This window comes from Paenibacillus sp. FSL K6-2862, from assembly GCF_038005125.1.
Classification (GTDB): Bacteria; Bacillota; Bacilli; order Paenibacillales; family Paenibacillaceae; genus Paenibacillus; species Paenibacillus illinoisensis_A.
Map to the genome: position 1 here is coordinate 985491 of NZ_JBBOSN010000001.1, position 24654 is coordinate 1010144.

The 24654-nt window shown below is 41.9% G+C and carries 26 protein-coding genes; 19 read left to right on the forward strand and 7 right to left on the reverse strand.

The window, feature by feature from the left end; all coding sequences use genetic code 11:
- The first annotated feature begins 235 nt into the window (after positions 1-235).
- From MHB82_RS04465 to MHB82_RS04505, 9 genes are all read left to right on the forward strand, one after another.
- Complete coding sequence (locus MHB82_RS04465; RefSeq protein WP_341173945.1) at positions 236-715, forward strand: hypothetical protein; 480 nt, start codon at positions 236-238, stop codon at positions 713-715.
- 144 nt (positions 716-859) lie between these two features.
- On the forward strand, positions 860-1075 hold the full coding sequence (locus tag MHB82_RS04470) for a hypothetical protein (RefSeq protein WP_341173946.1): 216 nt from the start codon (positions 860-862) through the stop codon (positions 1073-1075).
- A 67-nt stretch (positions 1076-1142) separates the two neighbouring features.
- Positions 1143-1697 carry a hypothetical protein gene (locus tag MHB82_RS04475; RefSeq protein ID WP_341173947.1) on the forward strand — a complete coding sequence of 185 codons (555 nt, stop codon included), beginning with the start codon at positions 1143-1145 and terminating at the stop codon, positions 1695-1697.
- Positions 1698-1838: 141 nt separating this feature from the next.
- Positions 1839-2999 (forward strand): CdiA C-terminal domain-containing protein, encoded by a 1161-nt coding sequence (locus MHB82_RS04480; RefSeq protein WP_341173948.1) that lies wholly within the window; start codon positions 1839-1841, stop codon positions 2997-2999.
- A gap of 18 nt (positions 3000-3017) precedes the next feature.
- On the forward strand, positions 3018-3485 hold the full coding sequence (locus MHB82_RS04485) for a SitI3 family protein (RefSeq protein ID WP_341173949.1): 468 nt from the start codon (positions 3018-3020) through the stop codon (positions 3483-3485).
- A gap of 16 nt (positions 3486-3501) precedes the next feature.
- A complete protein-coding gene (locus MHB82_RS04490) occupies positions 3502-3984 on the forward strand; it encodes a hypothetical protein (protein ID WP_341173950.1) in 483 nt (160 codons plus the stop codon).
- Between the two features lie 206 nt (positions 3985-4190).
- Entirely contained in the window at positions 4191-7328 is a 3138-nt protein-coding gene (locus MHB82_RS04495; RefSeq protein ID WP_341173951.1) for a DUF3427 domain-containing protein, read from the forward strand.
- A gap of 48 nt (positions 7329-7376) precedes the next feature.
- Positions 7377-8204 (forward strand): SoxR reducing system RseC family protein, encoded by an 828-nt coding sequence (locus MHB82_RS04500; RefSeq protein WP_341173952.1) that lies wholly within the window; start codon positions 7377-7379, stop codon positions 8202-8204.
- 40 nt (positions 8205-8244) lie between these two features.
- Complete coding sequence (locus MHB82_RS04505; RefSeq protein WP_341173953.1) at positions 8245-10104, forward strand: DUF2075 domain-containing protein; 1860 nt, start codon at positions 8245-8247, stop codon at positions 10102-10104.
- A gap of 73 nt (positions 10105-10177) precedes the next feature.
- On the opposite strand, the gene MHB82_RS04510 is transcribed toward MHB82_RS04505, so the two are convergent.
- Complete coding sequence (locus MHB82_RS04510; protein ID WP_341173954.1) at positions 10178-10519, reverse strand: helix-turn-helix domain-containing protein; 342 nt, start codon at positions 10517-10519, stop codon at positions 10178-10180.
- A 141-nt stretch (positions 10520-10660) separates the two neighbouring features.
- Between MHB82_RS04510 and MHB82_RS04515 the strand changes: the two genes are divergently transcribed.
- The 3 genes from MHB82_RS04515 to MHB82_RS04525 all read left to right on the forward strand — a co-directional run bounded on the left by MHB82_RS04515 (position 10661) and on the right by MHB82_RS04525 (position 14449).
- Positions 10661-11176, forward strand: coding sequence for a hypothetical protein (locus tag MHB82_RS04515; protein WP_341173955.1), 516 nt, complete (start codon positions 10661-10663; stop codon positions 11174-11176).
- Between the two features lie 518 nt (positions 11177-11694).
- Positions 11695-12021, forward strand: coding sequence for a nucleoside triphosphate pyrophosphohydrolase (locus tag MHB82_RS04520; protein ID WP_105405575.1), 327 nt, complete (start codon positions 11695-11697; stop codon positions 12019-12021).
- Positions 12005-14449, forward strand: a complete 2445-nt coding sequence (locus tag MHB82_RS04525) for a DEAD/DEAH box helicase family protein (protein WP_341173956.1) — start codon at positions 12005-12007, stop codon at positions 14447-14449. The genes MHB82_RS04520 and MHB82_RS04525 overlap by 17 nt, the downstream gene beginning before the upstream one ends.
- Positions 14450-14532: 83 nt before the next feature.
- On the opposite strand, the gene MHB82_RS04530 is transcribed toward MHB82_RS04525, so the two are convergent.
- Positions 14533-14877 carry a hypothetical protein gene (locus MHB82_RS04530; RefSeq protein ID WP_341173957.1) on the reverse strand — a complete coding sequence of 115 codons (345 nt, stop codon included), beginning with the start codon at positions 14875-14877 and terminating at the stop codon, positions 14533-14535.
- A gap of 175 nt (positions 14878-15052) precedes the next feature.
- On the opposite strand from MHB82_RS04530, the gene MHB82_RS04535 reads away from it, so the two are divergent.
- Together MHB82_RS04535 and MHB82_RS04540 are read left to right on the forward strand one after the other, a co-directional pair.
- A complete protein-coding gene (locus MHB82_RS04535) occupies positions 15053-16294 on the forward strand; it encodes a WXG100 family type VII secretion target (protein WP_341173958.1) in 1242 nt (413 codons plus the stop codon).
- A complete protein-coding gene (locus MHB82_RS04540) occupies positions 16294-16779 on the forward strand; it encodes a hypothetical protein (protein ID WP_341173959.1) in 486 nt (161 codons plus the stop codon). The genes MHB82_RS04535 and MHB82_RS04540 overlap by 1 nt, the downstream gene beginning before the upstream one ends.
- 370 nt (positions 16780-17149) lie before the next feature.
- Here the strand turns inward: MHB82_RS04540 and MHB82_RS04545 are convergent, their stop codons facing one another.
- Both MHB82_RS04545 and MHB82_RS04550 read right to left on the reverse strand, forming a co-directional pair.
- The gene (locus MHB82_RS04545) at positions 17150-17917 is read right to left on the reverse strand and encodes a MerR family transcriptional regulator (RefSeq protein WP_341173960.1); all 768 of its coding nucleotides are present in this window, start codon (positions 17915-17917) and stop codon (positions 17150-17152) included.
- Entirely contained in the window at positions 17892-18818 is a 927-nt protein-coding gene (locus MHB82_RS04550) for a DUF2268 domain-containing protein (protein WP_341173961.1), read from the reverse strand. Before MHB82_RS04550 ends, MHB82_RS04545 begins: the two co-directional genes overlap by 26 nt.
- Before the next feature lie 362 nt (positions 18819-19180).
- Between MHB82_RS04550 and MHB82_RS04555 the strand changes: the two genes are divergently transcribed.
- From MHB82_RS04555 to MHB82_RS04570, 4 genes are all read left to right on the forward strand, one after another.
- Entirely contained in the window at positions 19181-19942 is a 762-nt protein-coding gene (locus MHB82_RS04555) for a hypothetical protein (protein ID WP_341173962.1), read from the forward strand.
- A gap of 178 nt (positions 19943-20120) precedes the next feature.
- Positions 20121-21410 (forward strand): galactokinase, encoded by a 1290-nt coding sequence (locus MHB82_RS04560; RefSeq protein WP_341173963.1) that lies wholly within the window; start codon positions 20121-20123, stop codon positions 21408-21410.
- Positions 21411-21695: 285 nt separating this feature from the next.
- Positions 21696-21980, forward strand: a complete 285-nt coding sequence (locus MHB82_RS04565; protein ID WP_341173964.1) for a hypothetical protein — start codon at positions 21696-21698, stop codon at positions 21978-21980.
- A gap of 76 nt (positions 21981-22056) precedes the next feature.
- Positions 22057-22338: a hypothetical protein gene (locus MHB82_RS04570; protein WP_341173965.1), complete on the forward strand. Its 282-nt coding sequence runs from the start codon at positions 22057-22059 to the stop codon at positions 22336-22338.
- Positions 22339-22394: 56 nt separating this feature from the next.
- On the opposite strand, the gene MHB82_RS04575 is transcribed toward MHB82_RS04570, so the two are convergent.
- The 3 genes from MHB82_RS04575 to MHB82_RS04585 form a co-directional block, all read right to left on the reverse strand.
- Complete coding sequence (locus MHB82_RS04575; protein ID WP_341173966.1) at positions 22395-22718, reverse strand: hypothetical protein; 324 nt, start codon at positions 22716-22718, stop codon at positions 22395-22397.
- 235 nt (positions 22719-22953) lie between these two features.
- Positions 22954-23496 (reverse strand): hypothetical protein, encoded by a 543-nt coding sequence (locus tag MHB82_RS04580; RefSeq protein ID WP_341173967.1) that lies wholly within the window; start codon positions 23494-23496, stop codon positions 22954-22956.
- Between the two features lie 345 nt (positions 23497-23841).
- Positions 23842-24120 (reverse strand): hypothetical protein, encoded by a 279-nt coding sequence (locus MHB82_RS04585; protein WP_110755832.1) that lies wholly within the window; start codon positions 24118-24120, stop codon positions 23842-23844.
- Between the two features lie 150 nt (positions 24121-24270).
- Here MHB82_RS04585 and MHB82_RS04590 point away from each other — a divergent pair, with 150 nt between their 5' ends.
- Positions 24271-24633, forward strand: a complete 363-nt coding sequence (locus tag MHB82_RS04590) for a hypothetical protein (protein ID WP_110755835.1) — start codon at positions 24271-24273, stop codon at positions 24631-24633.
- The last annotated feature ends 21 nt before the right edge of the window (positions 24634-24654 follow it).

The window sequence follows — 24654 nt, forward strand, 5'->3', positions numbered from 1 at the left end:
TGCTGATTCGTCAGACACTTCAACTGCAAAGTAAAGTATGATGGGGAGAATGAGCACAATAAGGCCGATGATTATAGCTATGATGATACTTCTTTTGTTCAAGTAGACAAGCTCCTTTCTGGTAATAAGGTTTTAGCTTTTTTGGAACTGTAACATATATTAACCAGTTTAAAAGTGTGGAGGGTTTTAATTTTGATAAGAAGGTATGGGAAATTTCAAGAAGGTTGGTTGAGAAATGAATACAGAGTTCCTTTATACCAAGCCATATGTTTCTGGGATTATAGATGATACTGTAGTGGAGTTGGAGTCTTGGTTTCTAGATGATTCAAGAGATAGGATGGAACAGGAATTAAGAAGCATTTCTCTAAGTGATCTAATTATTAAGTTGATTAATATATTTAAAGTCGGCGAACCGAATTATCAAGTTCTCTTAAGCTTATTAGGTAGGAAAATGGATAAGGAAGTTCAAGAAAATAAAAATGTCTATAGTTTAAGAGAGATTTTGCGTTCTGACGAAGACATAAAAAGGATTGAGATAGAGATTGATAATGAGAGCCTAAATATTAAACAAGTGAGGATTTATGTTGATTTAATTTCCTTTGTTGCATTTGAAAAGGAGGAAATAATAACAAACGTCGCTCTTCGCACTGAAAAAACAAGCGATACTCTCTCCTTGTTTATCCAAGGTAAGTCAATCACTCTAGTTGGAGTGTAATTATAGCTGGAATTTGAAAAATTCTGACACTGTGCGTGAATTAACCAATCGAAAGATAAAATTAATCATATGAAGTACGTGCAAATATTTATGATGTAAAAACACTCTATCCAGATATGCATCGTTAGTAAGGGAGGAAGAACTTTGGATAGTAAGATGACAGATGTAGAGATATTAAATCGAGTAATAAAAGGAGAGGTAGTGCGTTGTCCTCTTTGTGGAGAAATATTATTTTATCAAACAGTAGAGCAGGGACTACCTCCGGCAGTGATTTGTCCCAAAGGTGACTATCGTCTGAAAATAAATATTACCAGTGGAAATCTGCTAGATAGACTAGGTTTAAATAGCAAGGAAAAATAGTATCGGTGAGCGATTGCAGGGTGGTGCTCAGAACAGAAGATATCTACAAGAGAAATGGAGAAGGAACATGTCATTTATATTAATTGAAAGAGAAGATAAGCCTGTTCGATTGCGTGGAAACCGAGTGATCCCGTCAACAATAACGGTTCATAACAAAGATGGTCTTATTTTAGGAGACTATGTGGGCTTTAGAAGTAGACTTCAAGTTAAACTGATTAACTATGGAGGAATGATCTTGGCTGCACCTGAAGCTAAATATGCGTATAAACTTGGAAATTTGATCCCTGCTACATTGAGTGAGGAAGTAGTTCATTGCCATACCTCCGAGTTGTTTGTGAGGGAGGAAGAGTTGCTTACAGTGCGAGAGTATTCTTTTTCAGTCATACATACGGAACATATGAACCAAACGTACGACGAGATAACAACATCAATGTGGATACCAGGGAATATTTACGTGGGACAAGAACAGGAGTTGTTATCTTGGATAAAAATATCAACTCAAGAGATGGTGGTCATTGGCATGATAATATCAGGTGAAGACCATGATGGGGCTGTCGCCTTTGTTCCCACCATGGATTCGTCCAAGATCATTTCAATTCGAGGAATTCAATGTATGCACTAATGCGAAAATTACATTTTATAGAATGTTGCTCAACTACTGTATAACCTTAGAGAAAATGAATCCCTCGTTTGATTCCAATCCTCCTTCTGACTTGTTAAAATTTAGGTATATACACTACGGTCAGGTTGGCGGTGAAGAGGAATGCAGCGAATTGAGGTTCATCCCGATGTATTAGATGAAAAGGCGAGGTTCGTTCAGCAAAAGAAACAGGAACTGGAGCGGATGGTCTGGGAACTTGAAAAGTCGATCTATCTCTTACAATCTGATTGGTCAGGTGTAACAGGAGAACGATTCTTTTGGGACTTCATGCAAGTAAAAGAAGTTTTCCCTACGACATTGGGAATCTTGGATAAAATCCAGAATGAGTTTACCTTTGTAGCCAAAAATTTCAGGACAACAGATGGCTCAGGTGAGGTTGCCCTTTATATTCCTGAGGAACTTAAACCAACTTTTGCTAAGGGGCTTGCGGATGGTTCAGTTGGAGAAACGGTAACAGGATTTGGGCAGACGCTGGAAGCTTTTATCTATAGTCCGTTAAGTACGGCGGGAAGTCTGGCTTATGCCTTCACTCTAGGTAGGGCGGTTGATGCAGGGCGAGGCATTAAGTTCGCTTGGGATGCATATTGGGGAAATGGAACAGCAAGATCTGATGTAGAGCAATTTGTAGAAGATCAGAAAAAACAGATTGACCAGGATGGACTTGGTTATTACAGCGGATCTATGGCGGGTCAGGTACTGGCCTATGCTTTCTTTGGCAAAGCGTTTCGGGCTGTTGAGAACAAGCATAGCGATCTGGGCGGATCGGGTGGAAATAAGCCGGAGTCAGGGAAGGGAAATGGAAGTTCAGGTTTAAACGGGGTTAAATTAACTGAACCAAGTAATTCTCCAAACTCGGACGCAGTACCGAAAGGGAATCCAGCAAGAATTCGACCACAAGATGATAAAGAAACAGTGCGTGGACGTGAACGTGAGAATGAGGCAGCAAAAACATTAGCTGAAAACGGATATGATATTACACAAAGCCCTCAAATACCTGGACAAACTAAAAAGCCAGATTATTTAATAGAAGGCCACGTGTTTGATTGTTTTTCACCAAAAGGTGAGAAATCACCTAGGAACATATGGTCGAAATTGATTAATGAAAAATTAGCAGAAGGACAGGCAAATCGATTTGTTTTAAATTTGGATGATTGGTCTGGAGATATGGGCACGTTAAAGAAACAATTTACTGAATGGCCTGCTGATGGATTAGAAGAAATAATAGCGATAAAAAATGGGGAAATCGTAAAAATATATCCATGACTTTGAGGAGGAATCATATTGGCGATTGACTGTTCTTTAAAATGTGAAGAAGTATTTTTGACAAAAGAAATAGTTATCAAGCAACTAGCAAACATAGACATTACTTGTGATGAAGTAACTTATTTAGAAAAAGGCTTTCGAATTGACGAAACAATAAATAAACTAGGTTTTTCAATATCTTTAATTGATACGTCAAGTAGTCCATTTGGATACGAATCAGAGTTCCTTATGGACGATTTTAACTATAAGCAAAGCTTGAATTTTCGAATAGATAATGATTGGGATAGCGTTAGTGCAATAACTAACATTCTTAAACTGGTCTTCGGAATTATTGACACGACGAGAGGTAACGTTTTGTTTCTATTAAATGATAATGAATGTATGTATCAAATCAATGGCACTTTAAAAATAAACAATGAAGATGGGTTCTGGGATCGGGAAGTCTATAGACGATTTATTGAAAAAAGGGTTTATCAAGAAATGTAAGGGTGGTTTTGAGGGGATGAGTTCTTTAATTTTTTTGAAAAAAATAGATAACTATTCCCCTCAATCAGCGATAGATTCATTCAAGCAGGCAGCTCAGAGAGCAGGTATGTTCTGTATTCTAATAAAAACAAAATATAGTAGCGATCGAATTATATCTGCCGAAGGGACACTTTCAGAAGTGGATGAATCTACTTTTAAAAGTATAGAGGATAAGGAGAACCTGAAGTACTTTACTTTTAACGTTAATCAGATTGAAGAAGACTCATATGACAGTTTTACGTGGTTAACACAACATGAAAACTATTTTTGGGCGATGGACATTGAAAATATTAATCACGAGTACGAATTCATTTATAAATTTGTAATCGAATATTTTAAGGTTAATGTCGACGATTTGCTATGGTTTGATGATGCTGATTGGTATTACAATGCTGACGATATATTGAAATTAAGCCAAATGCCTTATGACCCTAGATGGTGCAGTGAAAAGATTGTCTGAAATATGTTATCTTCCTTACTACAGAAGTTCAGAGAATTAAGTAAGCACTTCTACCAAAAAAAATGTAGAGGTGCTTTTGCTATAGATTCAAAACAACTAATGAAATCTTCCACACGTTGGACGATAATATAGTAGAAACATTATGTAGTTCTAACCTGTACATACAGAATATCCACAACCATCCTACACCCACACGAGGTATATTCATGAAACAAGGCATATATGAACAGCTTATCAACACAATCACCAGACAGGAGATTTCGGCACTAGATCCGGATGTGTATAACATTGGGACTGAGAAGCTGGATGCAGAGGAAGCGCGAAAACTACTATCTACGTATTTGGCTGCGGTGACCCGCCGAGCTCTGAAGATTGTGAGAGAACAGACCGAAGATAACACAGCAGTACTTGCACAGATCCGTACAAGTAATGAAATTATCGCTACGTTAAAAGAGACGCTGGGGGAAGAAGAGTATAGTGAATTACAGCTGGATGAGCAAGGGGAAGTGCTGACCCATGTATATTCCAAGCTAAACAATATTCGGGCCGTACGGAATTCTAAAATCATTCGCCCAGATACGCCTATCGCTCAAAGCTCATTATTCACTGGGGCTAAGTCTGAGCCGAGTATGCTTCTGGAATTGCAAAAAGAGATCGTGACAGCAGACCGGATCGACTGGCTCGTGTCTTTTATCAAATTTAGTGGGCTTCGCCTACTCTTGGAACAACTTCAGCAATTTACATCTGGTGGCGGGAAGCTGCGCATCATCACGACCACCTATATGGAAGCGACGGACCTTAAAGCCATTGTCGAACTCAGCAAACTGCCCAACACCGAAATACAGATTTCATATGATACGAAGGTTACACGATTACACGCCAAAACGTACATTTTCCACCGTGAGACCGGATTTACGACTGCCTATGTAGGCTCTTCCAATCTGTCCAACCCTGCACTGACCAGTGGTATGGAGTGGAACCTCAAGGTGACGGAGAAGGATTCACTCGATGTGCTGCGCAAGATTGAAGCGACTTTCGAGAGTTACTGGAACGACCGTGAATTTACAAGGTATGTGGCTGAGAATGAGAGACATGAAGCACAGCTGAAGGCGGCATTGAATCGAAAAAAAGATAACCTAAATGCATTCCACCTCGACATCCAGCCCTACGATTATCAAAAAGAAGTGCTGGAGCAGTTGCACGCGGAGCGTACACTGTATGGGCGAACCCGTAACCTGATCGTCGCTGCCACAGGTGTGGGCAAAACGGTTATCTCTGCTTTCGACTATAAGCGGTTTCTGGCAAGCTGCGCGGGAGCCAAAATTCTTTTTGTCGCACATCGAGAAGAAATCTTGAAGCAAAGCCGTGATACGTTCCGGTATATCCTGAAGGATATGAACTTTGGTGAGCTGCATGTGGGGAATCATCAGGCACAGGGGCTTGACCATCTATTTATTAGCATTCAGAGCCTTAACTCCATGAAGTTGACAGAGATCACAAGTCGGGAGTTTTACGATTACATTATTGTGGATGAATTCCATCACGCTGCAGCACCTTCGTACCAGAAGTTGTTGTCTCACTACGAGCCGAAGATTTTATTAGGCTTGACTGCTACCCCTGAACGGATGGATGGCAAAGATATTACCGCCTATTTCGATCATACGATTGCCGCTGAGATTCGTCTGACCGATGCAATTGATCGGAAGCTGTTGAGTCCGTTTCAATATTTTGGAGTAACCGATACCGTCGATCTGTCCCAAGTAAAGTGGTCACGTAAAGGGTATGACCTTAATGAACTGGAGAAGCTGTATACTCACAACAAAATCCGTGCCACTCAGATCATCCATAGCCTGAACAAATACGTGACTGATCTTGAAGAGGTCAAGGGACTCGGATTTTGCGTAGGGGTGGATCATGCGCTGTATATGGCAAAAATCTTTAACGAAGCAGGCATTCCATCCATGGCCCTGCATGGCGGGTCGAACGAACAGGAGCGTCATTCTGCGAAAGGGCAACTGGTAAGCGGGGAACTGCGAATGATCTTTGTGGTAGACCTATACAATGAGGGCGTGGATATTCCGGAAGTGAACACCATTCTGTTCCTACGTCCTACCGAGAGTCTGACCGTATTCCTGCAACAGTTGGGCCGTGGGCTGCGGATGGCGGAGGGCAAAGAGTGCCTGACCGTGCTCGACTTCATCGGGCAAGCGCATCAGGAGTACAATTTTCAGGACAAATTCCGGGCCCTGATCGGGGCCACTAAACATTCCATCTCGTACTACGTTGAGAATGGCTTCTCGAACTTGCCTCGCGGCACGTTTATTCAGTTGGAAAAGCAGGCGAAAGACTATGTCATGCGCAACCTCAAGCAGATGAGTCGTAATCGCAAAGCGTTGATCCAGAAGCTTCAAACGTTCCAGCAAGACACGGGATTACCACTGACGCTGGCTCATTTTGTGGAACATCACGGAATGACACTTTATGAATTTTATGGCGGGCGTTCGGGAAGAAGGTATTTCCGCGGTATGTTGGCCGAAGCTGGATTGACAGAGCCCATCGAGAATGAGCAAGAGGAATATATCCGCAGAATTCCATCTGTGCTGACGATCAACTCCCGAAGCTGGCTGACGTTCCTGATCGAATATATCGAAAAAGGGAAAGAACCCACGACCGCTGATGAACGTCGCATGTTGATCATGTTCTATTACACCTTCCATCGGGCTGCACCTGAGAAGCTGGGACTGAACAGTATCGAAGACGGTGTGCAGCGTGTGCTGTCTTGTGAGGCATTCCGGGCAGAGCTTGTGGATATTTTTAAATATAATCTGGCACATCTGAGATTTGTGGATAAAGCAAATTTGTTCCCATACACTTGTCCACTGGATATCCACTGTATGTACTCCATCGACCAAGTGCTCGCCGCTTTTGGTTACTGGAATGCTGAGCAATCGCCCGCCTTCCGTGAAGGCGTGAAATATTTTGCAGATGAACAGACTGATATCTTCTTCATTACGTTGAACAAATCGGATAAGGATTTCTCACCATCCACATTGTATGAGGATTATGCGATTAATGAGGTTCTCTTTCACTGGCAGACTCAGAGCCGGGTGTCAGAACATACGGCTACGGCGCAACGGTATATTCATCATCGGGAGACGGGCAACCGGATCGCGTTGTTCGTGCGGGAGTATAAGGAGGAGCATGGTTATACGTCTCCATTTGTTTTCTTGGGCGAAGCGGATTATGTGAGTCATGAAGGGAACAAACCGATGAGTTTTGTGTGGCGTCTAAGGGAAGAGATGCCTGCGAAGATGGTGGCGGTGGCGAATAAGTGTATTGTTTGAAAACTAGCCTAGCAGTATTAGAATCTGTAGGGAGGCGGAGGCAAGGTCATGTGGGATAGAATGTTGGATGGACAATTTTTATCTAAATTAGGTGGAGTGGGCGGAATTGTTGCTCTTCTTAGCTTCATGTTAACTTTTTTTAAGAAAAATCAGGTAATAACTTCGTTAACTTCATCCAAGATCGAAAGATTGATTTCATCAAAAGAAAAGAGGACTTTGATAAAAATATCTAATTACATTGTATATGTGATATTAGGCTTCATTGTTTCTGTTTTCCTTACACTGTTGTACTTTAATCTTGGTATGAACGAATATGTTACACTAGTTATCTCAATCATTGGAACTTGTTTATATTTTATTATTGTATATATTAGCCTAACAAAAAATAGCGTTTTTGATAAAAGGTTTTCAAGATTGAAGAATTTCAAATTATCATTAATCATACTTATGGTACAAATATTATGCTTTTTTTCTGTGCTTCCAAGTTTTCTTGCCAATAGTATAGCAGAAGGTAGTTTAGAGCTTACTTTAGACAAACCAGAAGTATTATTAGTTAATCTAACTTTAACTCTATTTTCATTATTATTTACGAGTTCAATGTTTGTACTACTGATAATAATGACATTTTCTCAACTCCGTGAAAAATTTAGTAAGTACGATTATGAGTGTTTTTACGTTTTAGATCAGGAATATGAAGACATGAAATGGTTTATTTATCATCTTATTGATAAAGAGCATTTTTTACTTGGGAATAGTGAGTATATACATGATGCAACAATCTTTCGTACAGAAGAACGTTCAAAGATACTTTCTGAGAAGATACATCTTTTAAAAATACTAAAAAACAAAGAAGAACTAATAGAGTACTACATTTAAAAGTGACACTGAAAAACTAATATAATTCAGGCGGTGCATCATGATTATCTACAGCAGTAACGCATTAGCTTTCCGGGAATCAGTTGATAAAAACCAAATTACAGTTCAGATTGAAGAAGCATTCATTAAAGGGATGGGGAAAAGACCTAATCAAGGGGAAGTACGAGCCTGGAACAACTCTATGCAGTTTATGGAGAAAATTATTCGTAATTCGAAGGTAGCAGATGACTGCGGGATATTAATTGAGTACAACATTCCTTCTACAAGTAAACGAATAGATTTTATCATTGCAGGTCAGGATGAACAAAAGAATGATAACTTTGTGATCGTTGAGTTAAAACAATGGGATGCAGTAGAGGCTATGGATCGCGAGGATGTTGTAAGGGCCTTTATTGGAGGTAGAACAAGAGAGACACCGCATCCTTCATATCAAGCATGGTCATACAAACAGTATTTGAGTGATATGAATGAGACCGTATATTCCAAAGATATTAACGGATACTCATGTGCATATCTACATAACTACAGGACAGTACAGCCGGACCCCCTTCAATATAATCAATATCAGGATATCATCCGTGAAGCTCCTTTGTTTCTAGCTGATGATGCTTCTAAACTTCAAGATTTTCTAAAAAGGCATGTAGGTGAAGGGAATGGAGTTAATTTACTTTATTTAATTGAGAATGGTAAGATTCGCCCTTCTAAGAAACTAATTGATCATATCGATGGATTATTTCAAGGGAACTCTGATTTTGTTTTACTTGATGAGCAGAAGGTTGCATACGAGGGCATTATGAGCCTTGCTAAACAAACAGATGTAAAACGCACAATCATTGTGCAAGGTGGGCCTGGAACAGGTAAATCAGTGATATCTATGAATGCACTTGGCGGGTTACTTAAAAATAAGTTGAATGTTAAATTCATTGCCCCGAATGCTTCATTTCGGACGGTTATGGTAGAGACCTTGACTCAGCGACAAGCTAGAAACAAGACTAGGACAAAGATGTTATTTACGGGATCAAGTCAGTTTTACAAAGAGCCAGCTGATATGTACGACGTACTTGTTGTGGATGAGGCGCATCGATTAAAAGGTAAAGGAGCATATCAATATCTTGGGGAGAATCAGATCGAAGATATCATAAAGGCATCTAAAGTGAATGTGTTTTTCATAGATGATTTTCAACGTATTCGTCCTGAAGATATAGGTTCGATAGACGAGATTAAACGTTTAGCTGCCCTATATGATTCGGAAGTGCATGAATATTCACTAGCAGCACAGTTCCGTTGTTCTGGAGCAGAAGGATTTTTGAATTGGGTTGATGATGCTTTACAGATTCGTCCCACCGCTAATTTTGATGGTTGGGATCAGGATTCTTTTGAATTTAAATTAGTAGATACGCCTAACGAAGTATACGATCTAATCAAAAGTAAAAACGATCAGGGGTATAAGGCGAGGATGTTGGCAGGTTTTGCTTGGAATTGGACAGCTGATAAAGAAGGTAATCGCAATGGGGAGATTCCGGATGTAACTATTGAAGAACATCGTTTTGCTATGCCTTGGAATGCTCGTTCAATATCAAGTACTTGGGCTATCCAAGAGAGTGGTATAGACCAGATTGGATGTGTTCATACGTCTCAAGGTCTTGAGTTTGATTATGTAGGCGTAATTATAGGGAATGATCTAAAATATGATTCGGATAAAATGGAACTTTATTCAGATTATGATGAGTACAAAGATAGAATGGGAAAACGAGGGCTTAAATTTAAGAATGAGGAACTAACAAAACTTATCAAAAATATTTATAAAATCTTGATGTCTCGGGGTATGAAAGGTTGTTATGTTTACTGTCGGGATCAAGAATTGATGGACTATTTATCTAGCAGAGAAAATTCCAAATGATGTGCAGCATAAACTGCGCAAAGTAGAGAGAGACCCTATCTATCCATAAATGGACGGATAGGGTTCGCTGTTTTCACATTAATATTCCTTTAATAACATTTTTGGCTACTCGAATATTATCAGGAGAAGATTCTCTTAGCAGTTGTACAATTTCTTTGATTTGATTCTCATCTTCAGTTACCTCAAACTCTTCTTCTATATAAGCAAATAGTTGAATCAAATTAACATCCAGTGACTCAGCGATCTTTGCCAAGTTCACCAAAGAAACATTCTTTTCTCCACGTTCGATCTGTCCTATGTATGAAAAATGAAATCCACCTTTTTCTCCGAGGGACTCCTGTGAATACCCTCTTTCTTTGCGTAGCGCACGAATTCTGGCACCTACCAACTTCAAAACTTCTCTGTTCTCGTTCACGGTATTCACCTCTCTATGTTCAAAAGTGTAGACAAGTTTCCTCAAGGTAAACACCAAACGAAGAATACAAATAATTAATTTGATTACTATAAGTATTATTTTATTGTATAATATTGGTATTAACTCTTTGGAGGGATGACAATGGCAAGAAATTGGTCCATAACCGGAGCACATTGTAATCACCAAGTAGATTTTACCCCACGTTTGCAAGATCACGATATCTATACACAACCTAGATCCAAACATATTTCTGCTCACCACATGCTACATACTACAATAATGACCCATCACCAACATGCTAAGTATCATCTCAAACTTGCCGCCATCATGCGTAATCACAATCAGTTTAGAGCCTGCCTGATTCTATGTGATTGGACTCTAGCCTCCATGATTAAGGCGCTTTATATCCATAAGTATCATTCAGTTCACCCACCGAAGGAACTCACCATGAACGAAATCTTGCCTTTAGTTCATACGGACACTGAACCCGGATTGGATATCGCTTTGTTCATCGGCACGATACAACATATTTCTTCCCTAGTAGATTACACGTATGACCAGCCAATAGAACTGGACAACATCGAAAAGCTTCTTCAACGAACAGAAGAGATATTGGATGAGTTAGCGGCTCGATTGAAGGATGATTCATCAGAGTAAGATGTTTTTTTAATTAATTATTTGGGTTAAATGTTTGATTTATCTGTGTTACGCTTACAAGATGACATCATTCAAATAAAGGGGATATGATACAGAGATTACAAAAGGATGCTCTTTCCTTTGCATCTGGAAAGTAGGTGTACATTTTGAAAAGAGTAATTGCTATCGCGCTTTTCATATTATCAATAATGGAATCGGTTACATTAATCCTAATCGGTAAAAGCTTGATGAATGGGTATATGGAACCGAGTACGTTTAGAGGGATAATTATATTCCCACTATATGCTTTGTATCTCTCGATCTGGATGTTCTTTTCACGGCAAGAGTTTACCGGAGGACGAGTGGCGGGACAGATCAGTTTGACAGCGGCACTGTTGACTTTGTGCCCGTTGGTGTGTTTATGGATTGTTTTCTATTAAATCCACCCAACCCTCCCCATAGCAAATGGTATAATGGCAAAAAGGGAGATTCTGGCGCGAGGCCCGAAGGCTCTCATAGCAGAAAGGATGTTATACCACATGCCTACATACAACAAATTGGTGCGGGACAAGATTCCGCATATTATCACATCCAGTGGGAAGGAATGCCGCACACGCATTCTGGACCCGGAGGAATATAAGCAAGAACTAAGAACGAAGCTGCAAGAAGAATCGGAAGAATACATGAGTGCAGGAAGTGATCAGGAAGCGCTGGAAGAACTAGCCGACATGCTGGAGGTCATCCGGGCGCTGGCGGAGGTGCATGGTGCGAATGCGGCACAGCTGGATAAGCTTCGGGCAGACAAAGCCGAGGCACGCGGCGGGTTCCAGGAACGGGTGTATCTGATCGATGTCGACGAAGCTTAACGTTAAACTCATTACAGATAACTTGGCAGACGAACTCATTTCCCGGATGCAGCATGCGTCCGGGATTTATATTATGACTTCCTTTATTATGCAGTCTGGTGTGAAGCTGCTTGCTCCGCATTTGAAACGGGCAGCAGAACGTGGAGCCGAGGTGCGAATGCTTGCGGGAGATTATCTGTATATCACGCAACCGGAAGGACTGCGGGCGCTGTGTGAGGTAGATCCACGAATTGAGGCAAGACTGTGGCGAAGTATGGGAACTTCTTTTCACCCGAAAGCCTATCTGTTCGATCATGACAACGGGGAAGGACTGCTGATTGTCGGATCGTCGAACTTTTCGTTCACGGCGCTGAAGACGGGGTATGAATGGAATCTCGCAATGAATGCAGAGGCAGAACCATATACGTTCCAGATGGCTTTGGACAAGTTCATGCAGAGCTTCTATCATGAGACGACATTGCCGGTGAACCCGGATTCAATTGCGCTTTATGAAGAAGAGTACCGAAAGTACCACCAGAAGAACCCGGAGATGATCCAGAGGATCACGGAAATGGAAGAAGCGGAGTTTGGCACCGGACTGCCAGAAGAAACAGAGGAAGAAGCCGCCGAGCTGTCGCTTATACCGATCCAGCCGCGGTTTGCGCAGCTCGATGCACTTGAAGCGTTGGAAGGCACGATGGAAGAGCAGTATGACAAGGCGATGGTCGTCATGGCGACCGGGCTTGGCAAAACGTATCTGGCGGGCTTCTTCGCCCAGCGATTCCAAAGGATACTGTTTGTGGCACACCGGGAAGAGATTTTGTTCCAGGCGAAGAAGTCTTTTCAGCGGATTATGCCGGAGCGCAGTCATGGTATCTACAACGGGCAGCATAAGGATGGAGCAGCGGATTGTGTGTATGCTTCGATCTTTACGCTGAGTATGCAGAAGCACCGGGATGGGTTTGCGGCGGATGCTTTTGATCTGATCGTGGTAGATGAATTTCATCATGCGGCAGCGAAGACGTATATGTCGGTCATTGAGCATTTTCAACCTAAATTTCTGCTGGGCATTACGGCTACTCCGGATCGGCTAGATGGCAAAGACGTATATGCGCTCTGTGATGGGAACGTGGCCTACCAGATACATTTTATTGATGCGATCCGGCGAGGATGGCTTGCTCCATTCCAATATTACGGTGTATTCGATGACACGGATTATTCGCAAATTCGCTGGATTGGTACGAAGTATGATGAAGAACAGCTTATGGCGGCTCAGCTACATGAGGAACATGTGGAGAACATCTATTCAGCCTGGACGCGGCATAAGCAGACAAGAACGATTGGCTTTTGCTCGTCGATCCGTCAGGCAGACTATTTGGCTGCGTATTTACGTAGTCAGGGGGTGAGGGTGCTCAGTCTGCATTCGCGCACATCGGAGATGTCACGGGAAGAAGCGATCCGACAGCTTGATGCGGGCGAGCTGGATATTGTGCTGACGGTGGATCTGTTCAACGAAGGTACGGATATACCACGTGTGGACACGTTGTTGTTCGTTCGTCCAACCGAATCGCTTACGGTGTTTACCCAGCAGGTGGGGCGCGGTCTGCGGCTGGCGGAAGGCAAATCGCATTGTGTCATCATTGACCTGATCGGAAATTACCGGAATGCGGATGTGAAGCTGAGTCTGCTGGATGTGCGCGGAGACGAGGAACGAAGCGGGAAAGGAATGGATTCGGCTGTGCCGGAAGTTCCAGCCAACTGTGGAATTCATCTGGATACTCGAGTGGTGAATCTGCTTCAGGAGCTAAGCCGTAAGCGGTTGCCGCGTCGCGAGAAGCTGCAACAAGATTTTCTGGATGTGAAGCGGGAACTCGGGCGTATTCCGACATATCTGGAGCTGCATCTTATGGGACGTTCCAAAAGCATCGGGTATCGGAGTGAATTTGGCTCATATGTTGGGTTTCTTTATTTGGCGGAGATGCTGTCCTCGGTTGAGGAGGAAGTATATGTCCACCATGAAGCATGGCTTAGGGATGTAGAGAAGACGGTTATGAACAAAAGCTACAAGATGATCGTGCTGCTATACATGTTGGAGCGAGGTAAGGAGCACTGGATGGACCCGGTGACACCGGGGGAGATGGCGAGATTTTTCCATACGTATCTAACAGAGAAGGAGTACCGGAAACGGAAGGACTTTTCGGACAAGGACAAGCTTGCGCTCTGGGAATGGAACGAGAAGACGGCAACTGAGATTGAGAAGTTAATTGTTAAAATGCCGATGTCCATGTGGAGTAAGGCGAAAGGGAGTATGGCGAGTTTTGAGGATGGGATATTCTCACTAAACGTACATGTGCAAAATGTGGAGGAACGGGCATTATTATACCGTTGGACAAAGGAGATTTGTCTATATCGATTGCATGCGTATTTCGAGCGTGGAAAAATAAATTGATATAAAAAAGCTGCTTTTGGAATCAGTTAGACTGAATTTTAAAAGCAGCTTTTTAATCATAAATATGTACGAATTAGAAAAATTCACTGCGAGTTAACCTCTGCCTCACTTTTTCGTTTCTTTATGAAATCTTCAGGTCCACTTTCTGACTTAATTTCGAGAGATGGGAAGTAGTAATATAGTGAAACTTTAGTAATAGGATCCTGTTTAAGGTGACCTTTTAAGACCATAGTTGAGGACATCGGTACATTGATATAAAATTCAGTGAATTCAACTTCAGCGTCATAATATTTTCTAAAGTAGTCTTGACCGATAGGGATTGCTTTTTGATAATACTCCTGTGCTTCTTTATCAGGCAGTCCCTCACAAGCAGTTAGTAGAGTGACTAAAACAATAAAAATCAAGCCGTTACGGATATAAGTAAGCAATTGGATTCACTCCCGCATTTATCATTGGAAAATATTTTAATCTATGGGACTTGGGTAGTAAAGAAATGATGATTACCCATTCTTACAAAGGTTAAATCAGGAATTTGGAAGGATGTCTACACAATAAAACTTCTGCTAACATGGTGAAATCCTATTATAAATGACGGAGAATAATATGAGTAGAATTAAAGTTACACCGGAGCAGCTGTTGCATGTGTCCAGACAGATTGAGCAGGGGAGACAGCAGTTGGAAGGTATACGAAATGACCTGACTGCTCGAATTGGATTCATCCAGTCTCAGTGGACGGGAGCAACACAAGAACGGTTTTTCTATGATTTTCAGCAGTCACGTTCTGTACTGGATCGAGCGCTGGAGAGTATGGTGAAATCATCACAAGATCTCATGGCGATAGCTGAGAGATTCGAACAAGCGGATCAGGAACAGGTGAGCCTGGGAGCTGTTACTGGAAAAATTGCTTCAAATATGATGGCAAATCATGCAGCAGGTGACACAGTGGATAAACAGAAAATGGTGTATAATCCGCTGTTGAGAGTTTATGTCCCTGCAAGTGAAGCCGAAAATGGTATGACAGGACAAAAAGAATTTACTGAGTACTGGAATAATGGTGGTACTTATAAGGGAATGAGAGGTGGGCCACAGCAACCTGAATCCACTGGTAGGGATATTTATGATGAACAGATCAGCTCTTTTAGAGAAGGGATACATCCGGCAACCGGAGAATCTGTGCCAGCATGGCAAGCAGCTGTTTCTATAGGTGGTCTGCAACTCGGTAAAGTCGCGATGGCTTTCACTGGAATGTATAATAGGGGCTATAAGGTTCCAAAAGAGGGATTTAGATTACCAAAAGATACGGCTGTAAAGGCTGGTCAAATTCAGAACCGACTATCTCAAGATAACCCAATGCTCAGCAAAACGAATAAAGGATTAGAAGTTCAATATACCAACGGTACTGGAAACAAAATCTTTTGGGTAGAGCAGAATCCCAAAAATATACCTAATGCGATAGAAGCTGCAAAAAACAGCCGAGACACAGGGAAAGTTGTGGAAGGAAAAGTTGGTGAATTTGTAGATCGCCATGTCGGAGTAACTGGGTTTGGAGTGGAAGTTAAAAATATAGATAATAAATTAAGAGTTACGGATTTGGATGTTGTTACGAACTCGCAAATTATTGAAGTGAAAAAGTCAGCGGGAGCAGTGAAAACAGACCAAATCGATAGACTAGTAGATACAAATAATAAAGAATTTTTTAATTATAATAAGAAGGAAGTTGTTTTATATATTGATGCACCGTTAGAAAACGCGGGTCGAATTGCATCTGAGAAAATAGATTATATCAGGAGCAAGGGCGTCAAAGTGGTTAACTCGTTGGAAGAATTAAGGGAGGTACTGAAGTAATGGCATCTGCTTTTGTGCTGGTAGAAGAGAACAGTAATATCCCCATAGACCGTTTGGTTCGAGATATACAACAAACTTGTTTGGAAGCAAAGTTAAATTTAGTTTTTGGGATTCAAGATATAGATTCGGAAGAGAACATGAAACATTGCGCCTTAGGCATTTCACTCCCAGACCAACAAGTGTCAGATCATGGTGAGATAAATAATACGATCAGAGTTGATGTATATGATGAACCTGCTCCACATCAATACAGAGAATTAGAATGGAGAGATACTGGGCAGATATATTTTAACACGCTCATTATCGATGAAGTATATCAACATGAAGAGGTCGCGCTAACCTTTCTGTATCATTTTCTAATGAGGTACCCACAGATGGTGGTATGGATGGAGGAAGACTGGGTCTATACATTATCTGACCTGGAGAAAGCTCTGAAAACTTCAAATCAATCTGATTGGTGTTATGTGAATCCGAATTCTATATAAGTAACAAAAAAATCTCTGAGTAGATTTCAAAGATCCTGGAGGACTAGGTAACATCTCACTAAAAGGCCATTTTTCTTAACGCCAAGCAGGAGCCGCTTAATCTTGCTCAACAAAATGCGGTTATAGAGAATTTGAAAAAGCATATCAAACACATTACGGCAGTGGATGTTCATATTGTCGACATTTTAGGGCTAAACAAAGAGCAAGCAAGAAGGGGATTTGTCTAGATCGACTGTATTGACATCGAGTCTAAGACAAAAGATTTTCGCAAAAAAAGGCTGCTCAAATTCAGTTTATCTGAATTCATAGCAGCTTTTTAGATTCTTTTAAGAATGAAGTACCATATGATCGGGAGCTAGATTTTTTCATTTTAGGGCTCCCCATCTTTAATAAAAACCATAATAGTCTCATACAAAAACCCCAAGAAATCCTCATCGCCAAACTGAGTAAAATAACCAGCATATCGGCGATCTGTTACATAGACCTCTGCAATACATGTCAAAATCTCAGCATCACACACCATAAATGTTTCGAGGCAGCTTTTCCATTCACGAATGTACTTTTGCACTTCAACAGAAGCGGGAGACTGATCCTGGTGTTGAGCCAGCTTACGAAATACCTTCTCCATGTTTACCGAGAACTGCTGGTAGGCTAGTTGTTGCTCCTCTGCAGAGAGCCGGTTCACATTGGTTTCAAATTCCTGATACTTTTTCGTACCCCCATAAACGAGCTTCGCCTCGGAGTCGTATTGCTCTTGAATGGACTGGATGGGGGAGTCGTCGAACATATTGAGATGAACGATATCCGTGCCATCCACATATTCATCCAATTGATCGATGATGGTTTCGAGCTTTTGCTTTCGTTGCACGAGTGTACTGCGGTGCTCTCTTAAGATCTCTTTCTGTTCATCCTTGGAGAGCTTCATCATGGCTGCAATATCCTTCAATGAAAAATTCATTTCCTTGAACAACAGAATCATTTGCAGATTCCCCAGTGCCTCTTGATCGTAATACCGATAGCCATTATCCTCGACTTTGGTCGGTTTCAATAGATTGGTCTTATCATAATAATGTAAGGCGCGTTTGGTAACGCCAGTAATCTGAATGATGTCTTTAACGGTGAAATAGGGTGTCTTCATTCCAAAAGTCCTTTGTTTCAGCAAGGATCTCACTTGCCGAAGTGATGGTTGCTTCGGTGATATGTTTGCCTGTTTTGTTCAAATAATATTGAATCAAATGATAGCCACAGGCATAGCCAGCAGCATAGGGCATCCCAACGGGAGTAAAGTTCTGCGTTCTTGCAAGATCATCCCCGTATAGATAGGGATTAATCTGCTCGAAGCCTGTAACATGCAGTTGGTCCTTCATTTTCGGTTTAATGATTGTATTTAGGGTTTCCAAATTCGTTTTGGCCACCCAGGGTCCTAATAACTCTTTACCATACAGAGATGTTGCGAAGCTTTCTGCGAGTCCCTCACTAACAATCATTTCTCCTAGCGTAACATACGGATCCCACTGAATAAATTGATATCTCACGTTATGATTGCACTCATGAGCTAATACGGATTGAACGCGAGGTAACGTATATGCATTCGGGATCAGGTTCGCGATAATATAGCCGGGGATTCCACCATCTCCGCAGATTCCTTCATTCATTTGCATTACCTGACTGTTCTGATCTCCTAATAAAACGGTGTATAGATATTTCGATACCGGAAGATCGATGCGATTGTTCGTAAATGTGGTTAGGCCTGCCCTAACAGCTTGATCGCATTGCTGCCAAAATGTTTCAGATGAAATAGCTGCGAGTGGTTCGTTAATTTCAGGCGTAATGCCTGCAGGTGAGATATTCATCAAATTATTCATCGTGATAACGTCAAAGCCATGAGGATCACTGGATCGAAAGGGGATCTGTTGAATGTTCCACTTCGGCATAAAAGGCCCCATCATCTCCTGCCGGTATAACTCCAATTTCTGATCGGGTGACGCATGAATGATCTTCTCGTAAATTTTATCTGAACGTAACGCGGTAATCTTCATTGTAATCTCTCCTTCTTGTAAGCTTGAGATCATTATCAAGTATCACCTTACGTAACAGTCAAGGAGCTAGAAGAAGAAAGTTGTATTCGAATTAGCTGCTTCAAAAATCAGTTGAGCAGACTGAACAGCGGACAGTTTGCCTGTTTTTAGACTGGCTGCATGTAGAGGCTGTTTAAGTGTATGTAGTGTTTTGTTTAAGTTGTAGTTCACCTTAGTTTCTGAAGAAATGACAATCTCCTTTTATGACAATATGGATACCGATTCGAAACCAAAAATGGATATCTTTGTAGTATAATCCATTTGGCCTCGGTACTGAACCCTGTGTCAAAAGATGAAAGGAGATTTAATCGGTGAAAAAGAGAATGGCAGTATGGTTACTGATGGGTGCAGTTTTGCTTGCAGGATGTGACGCAAACTCTACAGGATCTAATCCGCAAAAACAGGTTGAGCCCACCACCAAGCAAGCAACAATTGAGCCAAAGCAAGAAATGAATCCAACATTACATTGGCTCGGATCGTCAGAGGGTGGACAAGTAAAACTCTATGATAACAGGGAAGCAAAAGATTCACACCATATATTCACTCTTGAGACAAATGGAAATACCAAAGACTTTGATTGGTACTATCTTGGAGATATGGGAACGGACCCGCAGGTGCACTATACGGATCTTACGGGGGACGGTAAGGAAGAAGCTGTAGTAATCATCCAGACTGGGAGAGGGACAGGCTTAAATAATTACGATATCCATGTCGTGAACGCCGATGATTTCTCCGAAATTAGAGTACAGAGTTACGAAGACATTGTAGCGAATTACATTGAATCGCATGTTAAGAAGAACGGGGATGGTACGTTAGCGATTGCAGCAGAAGTACAAGGACAAGTCTATAACTTCGATTATGATTTCGATCCAGCTCCGGATCACGATCAAGATGAGCTTGGTTTTGGCGGTGTAACAATCTACAGGCTGGAGAATCAGGAGATTAAATTAAATCTTCCCGGATCTGTTGGCATATCTCCGACATATGTATGTGATTTTAATGTGACCTACGCATACGACAAGGCCAAGAACGAGTTCATCTTTGATCAGATTGAAGTTGAACCTATTGAAAATGGAAAAGGTTAACCCTATTGCATGGCACATCCAATACATTTCATAAAACGTTTACAAACTTTCAATTCTACCCTACCTTTTCAGGTGCGAAGCTGAGATAATGGGAGAGGAATATGGCTAAGAAACCAAAGGCAAAACAGTCTTCACCCACAGCATAAATAAACGCTACATACCCATAGGAGGAGTAGAGATGACGACACAACCATTACAACTGATCCAGTCCGCAGAAGGCCAAGCATTGCTTGCTCAAATGTACGGACAGCAGCAGGTCGAGGAACAGACTGCACGTTACACGAAGCTGAACGCTTCTTTTGAAGAGTACTTTGGTGTACAAGAGGGCAGCAAATTGTTTAGCGCCGCAGGACGCAGTGAGATTGGTGGTAACCATACGGACCATAACCATGGCAAGGTACTGGCAGGCAGCATTACGCTGGATACAATTGCAGTGGCGGCACCAACCGCGGAATCCGTGATTACCTTTTATTCGGAAGGTTATGACAAGAAATATGTAATCGATCTCACAGATCTGACGCCGAAGGCAGAAGACGACGGTACGACGGCGTTGATTCGCGGTATGGCTGCGGGATTCGGAGAGTTTGGATACAAGGTGGGCGGCTTCAAGGCGTACATCTCCAGTAACGTGTTCTCGGCATCGGGTCTAAGCTCGTCGGCTTCATTCGAGATGCTGATCTGTACGATTCTTAATCATTTCTACAACGAAGGAACGCTGGATGTTGTGGTGATGTCCAAGATTGGTCAGTATGCGGAGAATCAATATTGGAATAAACCGTCCGGTCTGCTGGATCAGATGGCATGTGCTTATGGTGGTCTGATCGCGATTGATTTTGCGAACCCGGCTGAGCCTGTCATTGAACCTGTGCAATGGGATTTCCAACAGAATGGCTACTCCCTGGTGATTGTAAATACAGGCGGAAACCATGCCGATCTGACCGAAGACTATGCTGCCGTGCCGTTTGAGATGAGAGCGGTTGCTCAGGCGCTGGGCCAGGAGTATGTTCGGGAGATTACAGCCGAGAACATCTACGCGAACCTCAAGCAGGTACGTGAAGCTGCGGGAGATCGTGCGGTGCTGCGTGCACTTCATTTCCTGGAGGAGAATAACCGGGTAGATGGCCAGGTGCAGGCGCTGCGGGATGGACGTTTTGCGGACTTCCTGAATTTGATTACAGCGTCAGGGAACTCGTCCTGGAAGTGGCTCCAGAATGTATATCAGAGTGGTTCTGTGAAGGAGCAGGAGATTGGGATTGCGCTTGCCCTGACCGAAAACTATCTGCAAAACCTGGGCGATGGTGCCTGCCGTATCCACGGTGGTGGATTCGCAGGGGTAATCCTCACTATCCTTCCAAACGACAAAGTCGATGAGTATATGTCCTGGATGCACGGCATGCTAGAAACACCAATTATTGTCGTGAACGTGCGTGCACAGGGTGCAGTGTGTCTGAATGAATTGATCGGCTAGGCGTGAGGTCATCGTGCATTAAATTTATGGGTAACGTGTAACGCTTCGAACATAAATGATTGTGGAACGTGAACAAACGAATCAGAAGAATAAATAAGTGTTTAACCAAGTCCGGGCCTGCCCGGGCTTTTTGGTTTATTTTAATTTCGACTAAAGTCCAAACTTTGAAGATGATTTGCTTGTTGATTAGGTAGTGGGTTAGAAACGGCGGGCTGATGCTGAGAGGGTATTTAACATGAAACAGAGGAATATTTCAGTAGGTTTTGACAAGGGAGGGTATTCAAGATGACTACAACCACAGTGACGGATGCGCTTGAAGAGGAACAATTATATCAAGAGTTGAGGCGTGAACTGGAAGATATAGAGGACGGCGAGCAGCGGCAAAGAGTCCTGAACCGAATGATCAGACAGCTCAAGTTTGCCAAATGGCGAAAAGGACGAATGCATAACTTCGACACCTACTTTCAAAATGTAAAACCGGTAACACTTTGGTTTATTTTAGCGACGGGTGCACTTACGCCCGTACTGTTATTTAGCATGTTCATATGGGTGTCGCTGTGGGTGGAATGAGATTGAAGCAGGGAGGGTAATTACCTTGTATAGGGGAGAAGCAAGAGATTGACATCCAGAGACAAGGGAGGTACTTATGTTATTTGCAATTTTTTTTGTTGCCATTATATTCAGTGCTCTGCTGATCGTTCGAATTGAAGAAGGAAGAAGACTGAGAATTGGCGCACTGACGGTCGTGGTGTACTGCATATTGCTGTGTCTGTTACTTGTATTTCAATCGGTTGAACAGGGTGAAGATTTTATGTATCTGGGGTTCTTCAATATAACCTATGGTGCGGCCAAAGTATGGATTAACATTTACGTGGTCATCGCCCTGGCAGCGTTCATAACGTATCTGGGTGCGAGCGAAGAGGAGTAGGTGTTTTGAAGTTATGGTAACGGCGAGTGAGGTTGGATGTATAGATGTATCTGATTCTACTTCTTTTGATCAAGAATCTCTTTGGGAACAATCGCATTCTGCACTTCAAAAGTATCATAATTGACGAGAATTGTGATCTCCGTATTTTTATTATTCTTTACATGTCCGCTCAAACTCACATTATGACTCAGGTCAGCGGGAAGGAATTTATGATCTGTGAACTCTACCTCCACACCATAGTTCTCCTTAAGATAGGCGAGACTCACTTGCTGGGCTTTCTCTAAAGTTTCCTTTTGTTCGTTAGACATACATCCAGAAAATAAAAAGATGCATATGAATAAGAAAGAAAAAGTAAGATATTTTTTTATGGGCATGTTCAACTTGAGTACTCCTTGCTGCTATTAATTGAGTAGGATGTTGTTACTTTCTAAAAAGGAGTTTAAATTTTCTATTTAATACTAATACAGCTCTTCTTTTTCATTAAAATAACGATGCAACCCCTTTATATATAACATATTACAATTATATTTGGAATTAATTAGTGAAAAGGAGAGAACCACAAATCACCAGAATGGAGCATTCCAATGGTTAGCGGTTCTCTGAGTTAACTTTATTTTAGTGTGACCCTTGCGGGTGTTTCTGTTCGAGAGGTTGCACTTGCCCTTGCATAAACTGGTGATATTCACGGAAACTGCTGATATGATGCAAAGCATCGGTTTTGGAAGACTGGATTTTGACCTTACCGTCTCCAGGGTTCTTTTTCATCTCGGTAAGTGCTGACTTGGATCCTTCGATATCACCTGACATTTCCTGAATTCGCTGCAGCAATGCGGGGTGCCCTTCATGCTGAAGCATTTCAGCAAGTGGTCTCATTTCCTCAAGCTTTTGACTGGATCGTTCGAGTGTGGTCATCACCTGATCCCCATCGGTATGTGCACTCAATGAGACCATTCGGTGGATATGATCTTTCTCCATACGCTCCAGAGCCTCAAGATGAGAAGCCTCAAGTCGCTTGGGGTCATTCCAGCTTTCAACTTGAACCTCTGGTTCATTTTGCTGTGATGCATGGTTTGGACTATTCCCGTTATTCCCGCATCCCCATAGTAAAGATGAACAGGTCAGGATTGCACCGACTGCAATGATGCTTTTCAAGCTCATGTTGTCACTCCTTCAATTTTTTCCTGAAGGTAGTATGAGCCAACATATATCGAATCATGCCTTTTCCGCAGAAATTCTTTCCTGAAATTACCCATATCCCCAAAAGTTCTGGTAACAACAGCCTACATTAATCCATTGGTGATGGTCCTTCGATTGCCTCAATTGCAGACTTTTAGCTTATTTTTTCTGACCTTTGTTTTCGGTGTAAGCATCTTGATTTATAATTAATTTATTTGAATAAGAGGTAATTATTACAAATGAACTACATCTAACCGTTACATAAAGAGAACCGGGAGTTCTCAGGGTCAATTTTTGTTAACACAGCTATTTCATTGCAGTGATTCCTTAGGATGAGGGAACTTCTTTTTTTGGATTACGGTTATCCATAAACCAACCCGGTCCTTCGACACTGAGAACTTCCTGTCTGTCATAGTTATACGAAACTGTAATCCGTTCATCTTCATGTCCTGTTACATAACCGTACAGGTAAAGACGCGAATGGATTGAAGGATCATCAATATCATAGCTGGTTACAACAAATTCAGCATTGTAATATTGCTTGATGTACTGGGCACTGATAGGCGTAGCGATTTCTACCATTTTTTGTTGATCTGATGTGGACATGCTCGAACATCCTATTACAAATGTAAAAATAAGCAAAAGAACTACCGTTAATAGCTTTATTCTCATTAGGTGTATATCTCCTTTTATGGTAAAAGGTATAAATATAAATTTAGTTTAGTTGGAATTTTAGCGACAGACAAGGAGGAGGCGATGCACATCTATAACAACCCGATTTGGCGCTGGACCTTTACCCTGCTGTATCCAGCCATTATTTTCATCTTTCAGAGCTGGGGGCCGATATTGGAATCATGGGCGGGTCCCATTATCTTTGTTGCTTTATTTTGCTTTCTGTGGAGCGGGATTGAGGAGATGTTCATCTCGACAGGGCTGACCTGGTTAGTGGCCATCCCGTGCTGGTGGTATTTTATTGAGCGTCCGCAGCCGTCTTTCGGTGCGGAGAATTTTGCGGCACATCTTTGGCTGATTGTCATTATTTATATCGTTTTCGTGCTCATTCCTCAGGCGCTGATCCTGACCACTCGTCTAAGGATTATGGAATATTATAAGAAGTGACATCAAAATGGGCAATTACAT